This window comes from Thauera sp., assembly GCF_034003485.1.
Lineage (GTDB): Bacteria > Pseudomonadota > Gammaproteobacteria > Burkholderiales > Rhodocyclaceae > Thauera.
Genome location: NZ_JAVEYL010000006.1, coordinates 1 through 12,726 on the forward strand (window position 1 = coordinate 1; position 12,726 = coordinate 12,726).

General features: G+C 68.2%; 14 protein-coding genes. 11 read left to right on the forward strand and 3 right to left on the reverse strand.

Going from position 1 to position 12,726, the window contains the following annotated elements:
* From RBT54_RS04350 to RBT54_RS04390, 9 genes are all read left to right on the forward strand, one after another.
* On the forward strand, window positions 1-354 hold a 354-nt coding region (locus RBT54_RS04350), incomplete at its 5' end, for a flagellin (RefSeq protein WP_320364488.1).
* A gap of 77 nt (window positions 355-431) precedes the next feature.
* The gene (locus tag RBT54_RS04355; RefSeq protein ID WP_320364490.1) at window positions 432-854 is read left to right on the forward strand and encodes a flagellar protein FlaG; all 423 of its coding nucleotides are present in this window, start codon (window positions 432-434) and stop codon (window positions 852-854) included.
* A 37-nt stretch (window positions 855-891) separates the two neighbouring features.
* Entirely contained in the window at window positions 892-2,313 is a 1,422-nt protein-coding gene (fliD, locus tag RBT54_RS04360) for a flagellar filament capping protein FliD (RefSeq protein WP_320364491.1), read from the forward strand.
* Window positions 2,314-2,344: 31 nt separating this feature from the next.
* Window positions 2,345-2,758 (forward strand): flagellar export chaperone FliS, encoded by a 414-nt coding sequence (gene fliS / locus RBT54_RS04365; protein ID WP_320364493.1) that lies wholly within the window; start codon window positions 2,345-2,347, stop codon window positions 2,756-2,758.
* A gap of 21 nt (window positions 2,759-2,779) precedes the next feature.
* Window positions 2,780-3,124 (forward strand): flagellar protein FliT, encoded by a 345-nt coding sequence (locus RBT54_RS04370; protein WP_320364495.1) that lies wholly within the window; start codon window positions 2,780-2,782, stop codon window positions 3,122-3,124.
* 46 nt (window positions 3,125-3,170) lie between these two features.
* Window positions 3,171-4,412 (forward strand): flagellar hook-length control protein FliK, encoded by a 1,242-nt coding sequence (locus RBT54_RS04375; RefSeq protein ID WP_320364498.1) that lies wholly within the window; start codon window positions 3,171-3,173, stop codon window positions 4,410-4,412.
* Complete coding sequence (locus RBT54_RS04380) at window positions 4,405-4,767, forward strand: EscU/YscU/HrcU family type III secretion system export apparatus switch protein (protein WP_320364502.1); 363 nt, start codon at window positions 4,405-4,407, stop codon at window positions 4,765-4,767. The genes RBT54_RS04375 and RBT54_RS04380 overlap by 8 nt, the downstream gene beginning before the upstream one ends.
* Before the next feature lie 210 nt (window positions 4,768-4,977).
* Window positions 4,978-5,757 carry a flagellar brake protein gene (locus RBT54_RS04385; RefSeq protein ID WP_320364504.1) on the forward strand — a complete coding sequence of 260 codons (780 nt, stop codon included), beginning with the start codon at window positions 4,978-4,980 and terminating at the stop codon, window positions 5,755-5,757.
* Window positions 5,758-5,796: 39 nt separating this feature from the next.
* The gene (locus RBT54_RS04390) at window positions 5,797-6,573 is read left to right on the forward strand and encodes a flagellar brake protein (RefSeq protein WP_320364506.1); all 777 of its coding nucleotides are present in this window, start codon (window positions 5,797-5,799) and stop codon (window positions 6,571-6,573) included.
* Between the two features lie 45 nt (window positions 6,574-6,618).
* Here the strand turns inward: RBT54_RS04390 and fliE are convergent, their stop codons facing one another.
* The 3 genes from fliE to RBT54_RS04405 form a co-directional block, all read right to left on the reverse strand.
* The gene (fliE, locus tag RBT54_RS04395; RefSeq protein WP_320364508.1) at window positions 6,619-6,942 is read right to left on the reverse strand and encodes a flagellar hook-basal body complex protein FliE; all 324 of its coding nucleotides are present in this window, start codon (window positions 6,940-6,942) and stop codon (window positions 6,619-6,621) included.
* A 146-nt stretch (window positions 6,943-7,088) separates the two neighbouring features.
* Entirely contained in the window at window positions 7,089-8,546 is a 1,458-nt protein-coding gene (locus RBT54_RS04400; protein WP_320364510.1) for a sigma-54 dependent transcriptional regulator, read from the reverse strand.
* Window positions 8,543-9,766, reverse strand: a complete 1,224-nt coding sequence (locus tag RBT54_RS04405; RefSeq protein ID WP_320364512.1) for a sensor histidine kinase — start codon at window positions 9,764-9,766, stop codon at window positions 8,543-8,545. The genes RBT54_RS04400 and RBT54_RS04405 overlap by 4 nt, the downstream gene beginning before the upstream one ends.
* A gap of 221 nt (window positions 9,767-9,987) precedes the next feature.
* Between RBT54_RS04405 and fliF the strand changes: the two genes are divergently transcribed.
* Together fliF and fliG are read left to right on the forward strand one after the other, a co-directional pair.
* The gene (gene fliF / locus RBT54_RS04410; protein WP_320364515.1) at window positions 9,988-11,685 is read left to right on the forward strand and encodes a flagellar basal-body MS-ring/collar protein FliF; all 1,698 of its coding nucleotides are present in this window, start codon (window positions 9,988-9,990) and stop codon (window positions 11,683-11,685) included.
* Window positions 11,682-12,683, forward strand: coding sequence for a flagellar motor switch protein FliG (gene fliG, locus RBT54_RS04415; RefSeq protein WP_320364516.1), 1,002 nt, complete (start codon window positions 11,682-11,684; stop codon window positions 12,681-12,683). Before fliF ends, fliG begins: the two co-directional genes overlap by 4 nt.
* The last annotated feature ends 43 nt before the right edge of the window (window positions 12,684-12,726 follow it).

Consider the following 12,726-nt stretch of genomic DNA (forward strand, 5'->3'; position numbering starts at 1 on the left):
TCAAACGATCAGACACAAGCAGCAGCGCTCACGGGAGTATCTGTTTCTAATATCGATATTTCTGACTTCGACGGGGCCAACGAGGCGATAAAGACAATCGACGCGGCTCTGAAAACGATCAATACAAGTCGTGCTGAACTGGGAGCCCTCCAGAACCGCTTCTCATCGACGATTGCGAATCTGCAAACGACCTCCGAGAACCTGTCTGCTTCCCGCGGCCGAATCATCGATGCCGACTTCGCCTCGGAAACCGCCAACCTCACCCGTGGCCAGATCCTCCAGCAGGCTGGCACGGCGATGCTGGCCCAGGCGAACGGTCTGCCGCAGAACGTGCTGTCGCTGCTCCGCGGTTAAACTCGGTTGATGTAACCAGCGTTCGGCGCGGAGCTCCCACGGAGCTTCGCGCCGTTGCCCCATGAAGGAGGCGAATCATGAGCATTCAAGGCATCGCATCGTCCAACGCGGCGATGGACGCGCAACTGGCGCGCGTGGCCAGCCAGCAGTCGGCAGCCAGCAGCCAGCGCAGCAGCGGCAGCAACACCCAGGCGCAGACGCCGCGCGTGAACGAACTCGGTGGCACACAGAACACCGCCCGTCCCGACCCGGCCGGCAACGAGGCGGGGGTACCCGACCGTGAGACCCTGCTGCAGGCGGTCGACGAAGTGCAGAAAGCCATCGCGCCAGTGGCACAGAACCTGCTTTTCTCCATCGACGACGACACCGGCCGCACCATCGTCAAGATCGTCGATTCTCAGACCGACGAGGTGATCCGCCAGATGCCTTCGGAAGAAGTGCTGGCGATCTCGAAGGCAATCGACAACTTGAAGGGCCTGCTGATCAAGCAGCAAGCCTGAGCGACCGAACACAGACCCACACGAACAGGAGCAGATCATGGCATTGAGTGCATCGGGACTGGGCTCCGGGCTCGACATCAACAGCCTGGTCTCGCAACTGATGGCGGTCGAGCGCCAGCCGCTGACCGCAATGGCGAGAAAGGAAGCGAGCTTCCAGGCCAAGCTGTCGGCCTTCGGGCAGATCAAGGGCAGCCTGTCTGCGCTGCAGACTGCAGCCAACGCGTTGAACGACGCGGCAAAATTTTCCGCCACCAAGGCAACGGTGGGCAGCGACGCCGGCTTTACCGCCAGCACCAGGAGCGGTGCGGCGGCGGGCAGCTATTCGGTGCAGGTGGAACAGCTCGCCAAGGTGCAGCGCGTTGCCACGGCGGCGGGCACCAGCTTCGTGCCCACGGCCGGCACGGCCGAAGCCCCCACCACCGTCAGCATCACCTTCGGCAAGATGGACGGCAGCAGCTTCGTGGCGGGTGAGGCTGGCGCCAAGTCGATCGACTTCACCGGCAGCACCATCGAAGCGCTGCGCGACGCGATCAACAAGGGCGACCTGGGCGTGACCGCCAGCGTCATCGACAACGGCACCGCCAAGCAGCTCGTGGTCACCGGCAAGAACACCGGCGCCGAGCAGGCCTTCCAGATCGGCGGCACCGCGGGGCTGGCCTACGACCCGAGCGTGCCGATCCCCGACGGCAGCGCCAACGTGCCCGTCGGCGCCAACACCAGCTACGCGCTGCAGGCCTCGCAGGATGCACGCGTGAATATCGACGGCATCAGCATCACGCGCGGTACCAACAGCATCAGCGATGCGCTGGAAGGCGTGACGCTGACGCTGACCAAGACCACCGAGGCGGCGAGCAGCCTGAGCGTGGCCGAAGACTTCGGCGGCGCACGCAGCGCGATCGACGCCTTCGTCAAGGCCTACAACGACACTCAGACCACGCTCAAGAACCTCACCGCGTTCAACGCCGAGACCAAGGCCGCATCGACCCTGACCGGCGACTCCACCGCGCGCAGCATCCAGAGCCAGGTGCGCAACCTGGTAGGCGGCGCCCTGTCCGGCTTGGGCGACACCAGCCGACTGGCCGACATCGGCGTCACTTTCGACAAGGACGGCAAGCTGACGGTGGACGGCACCAAGCTCGACGCCGCGCTGAAGGACCCGAACCGCGACGTCGCCGCCTTTTTCACCGGCAGCGGCGACGTGAAGGGGCTTGCGGCAACGGTATCGGACGGGCTGAAGAACTTCATCGACACCGGCGGTCTACTCGCCGGACGCACCGAAGGCCTCAACAGCTCGATCAAGCTGATCGGCAAGCAACGCGAGGCCTTCGAGGCGAGGCTGGAAAGCGTGCAAAAACGCTACATGGCGCAATTCACCGCGCTCGACTCGACCATCGCCAGCATGACGCAGACCAGCAACTACCTGACCCAGCAGCTCGCCAGCCTGTCGAGCTTCCGCTAAACGATAAAAGCCCGAAGGGAGAACCCCCAGCATGTTCGGTGGATTCCAGCAGAACCGTGCCGCCGCCTACGCCAAGGTCGGCGTGGAGACCGGGGTCAACACCGCCGACCCGCACAAGCTGATCCTGATGCTGTTCGACGGCGCGCTGCTGCAGGTGCGCACCGCCGGTATCGCGATGCAGAACAAGGACATCCCCGGCAAAGGGATGGCGGTGTCGAAGGCAATCGAGATCATCATCAACGGCCTCAAGGTGAGCCTGGACATGAACGCCGGCGGCGAACTCGCCGAACGCCTGGCCGCGCTCTACGACTACATGAGCGAGCGCCTGCTCTACGCTAACCTGCACAACAGCCAGCCTGCGCTCGACGAGGTCAGCGGCCTGCTCGCCTCGCTGCGTGAGGCCTGGGCCGGCATTGCCGGACAGGTGAAATCCGCCGCGGCCTGAACCCCTGAGGACATCCGCGCCATGCTCACGCCCGCCACCCTCGACGCCCTCCTCGCCCGCTATGAAGCCATGGCCGACGCCGCGCGCGCCAACGACTGGGACCGCCTGTCGGCCCTGGAGCGCGAGGCCGCCGCGCTGCGCGAAACGGCCCGCGCCAGCGCCGATGCGGCGGCGGACGCTGCCACCCTGGCGACCCTCCCCGCCGCCGAGGCCAAGGCCCTGCGCGCCGGCATCGAGCGCCTGCTGGCGCTCGATGCCGAGATCCGCACCCACGCCGACCCTTTCCTCGCCAGCGTGCGCAAGCTGCTCGCCGGCGGGCGCCAGGAACGGGCAGTGCGCAACGCCTACGGCGCGCTCGCGCCCTGACCCGCGCGCGGGCTGATCGAACGCCGGCCACGCAGGAGCCCCCGCGATGATCCCCGCCGACCTCGCCGCCCGCCTGCGCCTGATCAACGAAGCCAGCTTCTTCAACACCGAGCCGCCGGTCGCGGGCCTGCAGCGCGCGCGCGAGATCCAGGCGCAACTGCCCGAGCTCGTCCCCGGCCAGCGCTTCTTCGCCACGCTGCAGCGCACGCTGCCCGACGGCACTTTCCGCGCGGTGGTCGCCGGGCAGCAGATGACGCTGGCGCTCAACACCGCCGCCAAGTCGGGCGACACGCTGGAGCTGGAGGTCTCGCAGGTCACGCCGCGTGCGGTGTTGGCACGCATCGTGGGCGCGGAGACGGCCGCGGGCAACGCCGCCTCGGCCCAGCCGGCGCTGAGCCAGACCGGGCGCCTGATCAGCTTTTTGCTCACCGGCCAGCCCACGCCGCAGCCGGCAAGCCTGGCCGGCAACCAGCCGCTGTTGAACGCACCACCCGCCAGTGGCGCGCAGCTTGTGCCGCTGCTGCGCCAGGCGCTCGGCCAGAGCGGGCTGTTCTACGAATCGCACCAGGCGCAGTGGGTGCTCGGCAAGCTCGACACCGCCGCGCTGCTGCGCGAACCACAGGGCCAGCAATCGGCACCGGGCGCAGGCCAGCCCGGCACGGGCACTTCGGCAGGCGCCACCGGGCAGGCCACGCCCTCGACCGCCTCCGCGCCCGCAGCGCAAGCCGCTGCCACTGCAGCCGCACGCCTCGCGGCCGGCGCCGACGATGCCGCACAGATCGACTCCACCCGCAGCGCCGCCGCCCTGCGCGCCGGCGTGGAAGAGGCCGCGCCCGTGCGCGCCCAGACGATTCCCGAGCGCCTGATGCCGGTAGTGCATCAGCAGCTCGACGCGCTCGCCACCCAGCAGTACGTGTGGCAAGGCCAGGCCTGGCCGGGGCAGCCGATCGAGTGGCTGATCGAAGACCCGCAAGGTGAAGACGGCGCCGAAGGCGACGAAACCGAGCCCACCTGGAACACCACCCTGCGCCTGACCATGCCGCGCCTGGGCGGCGTCGAAGCCCAACTGCACCTGACCCCCGCCGGCGTCGCGCTGCGCCTGCGCGCCGACGACCCGGCGACGATCCGCGCGCTCGACGCCGGCGGCGCCGCGCTCGCCTCCGCGCTGGAAGCGGCCAACCTCAAGCTCACCGGCCTGGTGGTGGAACCGCGTCCCGCCGCCACCGCTGCACCAACGGCGGACACCGCGAGCCGGGTAAGCGACAGCCAGGCCCCCCCGTATGCCTGAATCGCGCCCGCCCCTGCGCAACGAAGCCGTCGCGCTCGCCTACACCGCCGGCGAGGCCGCGCCGCGCGTGGTCGCCAAGGGCAAGGGCGTGATGGCGCGCGAGATCCTCGAGCGCGCCCGCGAGGCCGGCGTCTTCGTGCACCAATCGCCCGAGCTGGTCAGCCTGCTGATGCAGGTCGACCTCGACGCACGCATCCCGCCGCAGCTCTACGTCGCGGTTGCCGAGCTGCTCGCCTGGCTGTACCGCATCGAACAGGGCAGCGATGCCGGCACCGCGCCCGTCGCCCGCGACCTGCCCGAATCCCTGCGCCCGCGCCCCGCGGCCGACTCCCATGAGAACGTGTCTACGCCTTAGTAGTCGCGGCAGAGGGCGGCGGGGTAAGAGACGCATGCTGTGAAAGAACACCGCCGTGGGAGCGGGCTTGCCCGCGACTACGCATGCTCAAGCGCTGCATTCGCGGGCAAGCCCGCTCCCACGGGGCCGCGAGGGCCCTTTGGTGGGGCGCAGGGCCGCATCTCGTGATATAAGCGGGGCAACACACGCCGGCATCCCGGGCACGCACGCATGTCGATCGAACAAGAAGACACCCGCATCGAACTCATCCACGCCGAGGACGAGGCCAAGTACCTGCTGCACGACAGGCGCGAGATCCTCGCGATCCTGAAGCACATCGTCGCTGCCCGAGCGCTGGTAAGCGCGCGGCTGGCGCCTGGCCGCGAGTCTTACCTGTCGGCGTTGATCGAGGCGGACGATGGCGAGGACGGCGTACTGCTCGACGCCAGCGCCGATCCGGCGCAGAACGCGCGCATCCTGCGCACCGAAGCACTCGATTGCGTCACCCAGCTCGACAAGGTGCGCATCCAGTTCGTCCTCCACAACCCGCGCCTGGTCGATGAAGGCGGCAGCCCCGGCTTTCGTTGCAGCGTGCCCGACAGCCTGCTGCGCCTGCAGCGGCGCGAGTTCTACCGCCTGCAGACGCCCCTGTCGCACTCGGTCAGTTGCACGATCGCCCTGCCCCAGGACGACGGCAGCCGCCGCAACACAGAGCTGCGCATCCTCGACATCAGCGGTGGCGGCGTGGCAATTGCCGTGCCGCCGGTAGGCGTGCCTTTCGAACCGGGCACCGAGTTTGAAAACTGCCTGCTCAACCTGCCCGAGGCCGCCCCGATTCCGGCGCGGCTGATTGTGCGCAATCTGTTCCGCCTCACCAACCGCAGCGGCGCCGAGTTGCTGCGCGCAGGCTGCGAATTTGCCGACATGCCGCGCGGCGCCGAAGACGCGATCCAGCGCTACATCCTCAGGGTCGAACGCGAACGCAATGCGCGCGATCGCGGCCGGCTCTGATTCACACCCCGACAACCCTGCACACCCCCATCACCAACCATGGCCGACGCCTCCACGCCGCCCCCGATCGACCTCGCCCGCGAAGACGGGCTCGAAAAGTTCATGCTGCGCGGCAAACGTCAGGTGGCGCAGCTGCTGCAGGACCTGATCGAGCGCCGCTGCCTGATCTCCGCCCACACCGGTGGCGGGCATTCGTTCATGACCGCGGTGCTGCGCGTCGACGCAGAACGCGAGCGCGTGGTGCTCGACGCCAGCCCGGACGCCGACGCCAACCGCCGTGCGCTGGCTGCCGAGCGTGTGCAGTGCGTGACCGTTCTGGACCACATCCGCATCCAGTTCGCGCTTGGTGGAGTGTCGAGCGCACAGGAGAAGTCCCACCCTGCCCTGAGCACCCCTTTCCCGAAGGAGATGCTGCGCCTGCAGCGCCGCGAGTTCTACCGCTTGAAAGTGCCACTCGCACACGAGGTGACGTGCCTGCTGCAGGCCGAGGACCTTGCACGCAAGCCGGTGCGCGTGAGCGTACGCGTGGTCGATATCAGCGGCGGCGGAATCGGGATCATGATGGCGCCGGACGCAGCCGAGCTGGTGATTGGCGCCGAGCTGCCCGGTTGCACGCTGCGCCTGCCCGATGGCGAGCCGATCGACCTGACGCTGGAAGTGCGCAACATCACGCGCCTGACCCAACGCAACGGCGTGGAGATGCTGCGGGTGGGCCTGCGCTTTGCCGAGTTGCCACGCGCCGCCGACGCCCGCATCCAGCGCTACATCTTCAACACCGAACGCGAGCTCAACGCAAAAGAGCGCGGCGGGCTGTGAGGCCCGCCGCGCGCTGGGGTCGCTGCATCCGCCGTGGGAGCGGGATTACACCGGCATGTTCATGATGTCCTGATACGCGGTGACCAGCCGGTTGCGCACCTGGACCATCTGCTGGAACGAGAGGTTGGCCTTTTGCAGGTTGACCATCACGTCCTGGAGGTTAACGTTGGGGTCGCCGGCCGAAAAGTTCTGCGCCATCGTGCGCGCCTCGCCCTGTGCGGCGCTGACGTCCTTCAGTGCGTTGTTCAGCACGTCGGCAAAGTTGACGCCGCCCGCGGGCGCGTCTGCGGGCGACACCGCCTTGCCTTGTGCAACCTGCGACACCGAGCGCAGCTCGCTCAGCATCTGGTCGATTCCACGGGTATCCATACTGTTTCCCCCTCGGCTTCAGGGTGTTCGGTGACGTCAGTCTAGCAGAGCAAGGCGCGTGCCAAGCTTTGTCGCACCGCCATGCAGGCCCCAATTTTTTGGGAGCGCTCACACAACGGTTTGCCAGGGCCCGGGTCGGCCCAAGCTCAACAATCGTGGCCCTCCTCCCGGTACTGCTGCAGCTTGTAGCGCAGAGTGCGCTCGGAAATGCCAAGCTTTTCAACGGTTTTCTTGCGCGAGCCGGCGAACTCACGAAGCGTGGAGAGGATGTGCTCACGCTCGAGATCCTTCATGTTCGCCGGCCGTTCCGCGGGCGCGGCAGCGAACCCGGGTTGGGTCGCCGCTTGTGGTTGCGGTGCGGAAGCAGGCCACGCCGCGCTCGCAGCGGGGTCTGCGGACGGCGTGAAGCGCCCCAGCGCATCCGCAAAACCGGCAGATATTGCCGGCCCAGCGGCAGCCATTGCCGCTTCCGGGTTCCAGTGCGGCAGGCACAGGCGGATGGTCTCGGCGCTCACCGTGTCGCCCTGGGTCAGGATCAGCACGCGGTGCATGGTGTTTTCGAGCTCGCGCACGTTGCCCGGCCAGGCGTAGCGCGCCAGCAGGGCTTCGGCTTCGGGCGCAAAGCGCACCTGGCGCTGCAGGCGGGCGGCGTGGCGGGCGAGGAAGTGGCGCGCCAGCGGCAGGATGTCGCCCGCGCGTTCGCGCAGCGCGGGGATGGCGATCGGAAAGACGTTGAGGCGGTAGTACAGGTCCTCGCGAAAGCGCCCGGCGGCGACTTCCAGCAGCATGTCGCGGTTGCTGGTGGCAAGCACGCGGATGTCGAGCGCCACCGGCTTCTTGCCGCCGACGCGTTCGACCTCGCGCTCCTGCAGCACGCGCAGCAGCTTGGCCTGCAGGCCGAGCGGCATCTCGGAGATCTCGTCGAGCAGGATGGTGCCGCCCTGGGCCTGCTCGAACTTGCCCGGCTGCGCCGCCTGTGCGCCGGTGAAGGCGCCCTTCTCGTAGCCGAACAGCGTGGCTTCGAGAAGGTTCTCGGGGATGGCCGCGCAGTTGATGGCGATGAAGGGCTTCTTGGCGCGCGGCGAATGCTGATGGATGTAGCGCGCGAAGACTTCCTTGCCGGTGCCGGATTCGCCGGAGAGCATCACCGTGGCGTCCGATTCGGCCACGCGCGCGGCGAGCGCGAGCAGGTTGCGGGTGTGCGGATCTTCGGCAACGGTGTCTTCGGCCGCGGGCGGCACGGCGGCGTAGCGGCGCACGTGCTCGAGCAGCACCTCGGGTTCGAAAGGCTTCATCAGAAAGTCGCAGGCGCCACCGCGCATCGCCGCCACCGCCTTGTCGACATCGCCGTAGGCGGTCATCAGCAGCACCGGCAGTTGCGGGTAGCGGCTGCGCACCTCGTGCAGCAAATGCAGGCCGTCCATCGGCTGCATGCGCAGGTCGGTGACGACGAGGTTGAAGACGTCCTTTTCCAGCGCGACGAGCGCGCTCGGGCCGCCATCGACGCCGGTGACGCCGTGGCGCGCCATTTCGAGCGTGAAGCACACCGCGTCGCGCAGCGCGGCATCGTCCTCGACCACGAGGATGTTGAGGGATTCGATCATGGATGTCCGTTCCCGGAGGTCGCGCCGGCCGCCGCCAGCGGCACGGTGAGGATGAATTCGGCGCCCTGCCCCGGCGCCGAGCGCAGCGTGATGTCGCCGCCGTGGGCGCGTGCAACGCCGCGCGCGATCGCCAGGCCGAGGCCGGTGCCTTCGGCGCGGGTGGTGAAGAAGGGCTCGAACAGGCGTTCCTGCAGTTCCGGTGCAATGCCGCGGCCGCTGTCGTGCACCGCAAAGCGCACCGCGCGCACGCCGATACCGCTCTCGGTCGCGCCACGCAGCGTGACCTCACAGTGCAGTCTGCCACCCGCCTCGCAGGCCTGGATGCCGTTCTCGAGCAGATTGGTGAGCGCACCGCCGAGTGCCTTGCGGTCACCGACAACCTCGGCAGTGTCGCAGGTGCAGTCGGCGGCAAACGCCACCTGGCGGGCGCGCGCCAGCGGTTCCAGCGTGTGGGCGAGCTCGGCGACCAGCTCGCACACTGCAAAGCGCTGGCGCCCGGCGCTGTCGCCGCGGGCAAAGAGCAGCATGTCGCGGATCAGGCGCTCGAGGTAGCGCAGGCGCTCGAGCGCGCGGTCGGCCACCATCGTGCGCTGCATCGGGTCGAGCTCGGGCTGGCGCAGGTTGCCGGTGTAGAGCAACGCGGCGGCGAGCGGGGTGCGTAGCTGGTGGGCGAGGCCGGCGACCATCTCGCCCATGGCGGCGAGGCGTTCGTTGCGCTCGGCGGTCAGGCGCATGCGGTGGGTCTCGGTGATGTCGTGCACCAGCAGGATGCGCTCGTCGCCGGATTCGAGCCTGGATTCGGACAGGGCGACGCGGCGCAGATCGGCGTCGGCTGGGGGCACGGCCGATACCCCTGCGCTGCCATCACCGCTCGCCGCCGGGGGCAGTGTGTATTCGCCAGGCGTGCCGGTGGATTGCATCTGCATCGTCAGATCGGGCCAGGCTCGGCCCGCAAGCCCGGCGCCAAACAGCCCTTCGGCCGCACGGTTGGCCTGCACCACGCAGCCACTGCGATCCACCACCAGCACACCGGCAGGCAGCGCGCCCATCAGCACCGACAGGCGCTCGGTGAGTTGGCCGACCTGGGCCTGCAGGGCGTTGTAAGCGGTGGACAACTCTTCCGAGGCGCGGCTGAACAGCGCAAAGGCTTCGGCGAGTTGCGCCGCATCGAGCGGCGCGCCGCCCACGGCCTGTGCGCCGGGCTGCGGCGTGCCGGACAACGCTGCCGTCTCTGGCCCGCGCCTTGCATCGTCTGCCGAGGCAGCCCTTGCGGAGGGGAAGAATTCGGATTCCGTTTTCACGCCATGCACTGTAGTTGCCGTAGCTGTAATGGTAGCCGGCAAACAGGCGGCAAAAAATGCCGCTTTTCACACAATGGCGCTTGCGCACGCGGGCTGACAATGCCGCCATCCGTCGAAGCGTACGCAACAGGATCGCCACCATGGCCGCAGCAGAAAACACCGCCGAGTTCACCCCGGGCACCGCCCCCGCCGCGGCAGACTCACGGCTGCAGCAAACGCTGCAGAATCTCAACGCCCTCTCCCAGCGCCAGAAAGTCGCCGGCGCCGCCGCGCTCGCGCTGGTGGTCGCGCTGCTGGCCGGCGTGCTGATGTGGAATCGCGCGCCCGAATACGGGGTGCTGTTCTCCAACCTCGACGAGCGCGATGGCGGCCAGATCATCGCCGCGCTCGGCCAGCAGAACGTGCCGTATCGCATGTCGGCCAACGGCAGCGCGATTCTGGTGCCGCAGGGGCAGGTGCACGAGACCCGGCTGCGCCTGGCGGCCGAAGGGCTGCCCAAGGGCGGGCTGGCCGGCTTCGAGCTCATGGACGGACAGAAGCTCGGCATCTCGCAGTTCAACGAACAGGTCAATTACCAGCGCGCGCTCGAGGGCGAGCTGTCGCGCACCGTGCAGGCGATCGACGCCGTGGCCAGCGCGCGCGTGCATCTGGCCATGCCCAAGCAGACCGCCTTCCTGCGCGACGACCAGCGCCCCACCGCCTCGGTGATGGTCAACCTGCGCGCGGGCCGCATCCTCGATCAGAACCAGGTCGCCGGCATCGTGCATCTGGTGTCGTCGAGCGTGCCGCGCATGAGCGCGGAGGGCGTCAAGATCGTCAACCAGGAGGGCAGCCTGCTCACGGTGCAGGCCGACCCGCTGATGCGCGCCGGGCTCAACGCCAACCAGCTCGAATACGTGCGCGCGATGGAGAAGGCCTTCATCGAGCGCATCGAGAACATCCTGGCGCCCATGGTAGGCAAGGACAACTTCCGCGCCCAGGTGGCGGCCGATGTCGACTTCAACCAGGTCGAGCAGACCGCCGAGACCTACAAGCCGAACCCCACGCCCGATCAGGCGATCCGCAGCCAGCAGACCAACGAGGTCATCAACCCGCTGCCCGGCGCGCAGGGCATACCGGGCGCGCTGACCAACCAGCCGCCGGTGCCGGCCACCGCGCCGCTCACCGCACCCGCGGTGGGCGCCGGCCAGGGCCAGGGCGCGCAGGGCGTGCTCAATGCCAACCGCAGCGCGGTGCTCAACTACGAGCTCGACCGCAACATCCAGCACATCAAGCAGGCGGTCGGGCAGTTGAAGCGCCTGTCGGTGGCGGTGGTGGTCAACAACCGGACCATCCCGGCGCCCGACGGCACGCCGACCACCGTGGCGCTGACCGACGAGGAAATCTCTCGCATCACCAACCTGGTACGCGAAGCGGTAGGCTATAGCGCCGACCGCGGCGATAGCATCAACGTCGCCAACAGCGCGTTCGCCGGCGAAGTGGTGGAGCCGGTGCTGCCGTTGTGGAAGGACCCCGAGATGGTCGATCTCGGCAAGCAGGGCCTGAACTGGCTGCTGGTGCTGCTGGTGGTGCTGTTCGCTTACTTCGGCGTGATCCGCCCGCTGCTGCGCACCGTGGTGCCGCCCAGGGCGAAGGCTGGGGCCGAGGCGGCCGCAGGCGAGGCCGCCGCGGGCGAGGAAGACGAAGAGGGCGTGCGCGTCACGCTGTCGAGCGAAGCCGAGGGCGAGAGCTTCGAAGAACGCCTCGAGCGCGCCCGCAACCTGGCCCGCAACGATCCGAAGATGGTCGCCAACCTGATCAAGGAGTGGATGGGCGTAAATGAGGAGGCCCGCAAGTGACGACGCCTGACGAAGGCCTGGACAAGGCCGCCCTGCTGCTGATGACGCTCGGCGCCGACGCCGCCGCCGGCGTGCTGCGCCAGCTCGGGCCGCGCGAAGTGCAGAAGCTGAGCATGAAGATGGCCGAAATGTCGCCGCAGGCGCGCAGCGCGGTCGAGCCGGTGCTGACCGACATGATCGAGGCCTTCGGCAAGGGCGCGATGATCCAGTCCGACGAAAACCAGTTGCGCGAGATGCTGACCAAGGCGCTCGGCGACGAGCGTGCCGGGCATCTGCTGTCGCGCATGGTCAGCGGATCGGACACCGCTGGCATCGAGAGCCTGAAGTGGATGGACGCCGCCACCGCCGCGGACCTGATCAAGAACGAGCATCCGCAGATCATCGCCACCATCCTGGTGCACCTCGAATACGACCAGGCCGGCGAGATCCTCAAGCACTTCAGCGACCGCCTGCGCAACGACGTGGTGCTGCGCATCGCCACCCTCGACGGCGTGCAGCCGGCGGCGCTGAAGGAGCTCAACGACTCGCTCACGCGCATGCTGTCGGGCGCGTCGTCGGTAAAGAAGGCGGCGATGGGCGGCGTGCGCCATGCTGCCGAGATCCTCAACTTCGTGGGCTCGAACGCGGAGACCGCGGTCATCGACAACGTGCGCGAATACGATCCGGAGCTGGCGCAGAAGATCCTCGACGAGATGTTCGTGTTCGAGAACCTGATCGACATCGACGACCGCGGCATCCAGACCATCCTGCGCGAGGTGCAGTCCGACTCGCTGATCATCGCCCTGAAGGGTGCGCCGCCCGAACTGCGCGAGAAGATCTTCAAGAACATGTCCACGCGCGCTGCCGAGATGCTGCGCGAGGACCTCGAGGCCCGCGGCCCGGTGCGCCTGTCCGAGGTCGAGGCCGAGCAGAAGGAGATCCTCAAGACCGTTCGCCGCCTGGCCGAGGAAGGCCAGGTCATGTTGGGCGGCAAGGGCGGAGACGATGGCTTCGTGTAAGCGTCTGTCCACCTGTCCCGCCGAGTGCCCGTCAAGGCGCCCT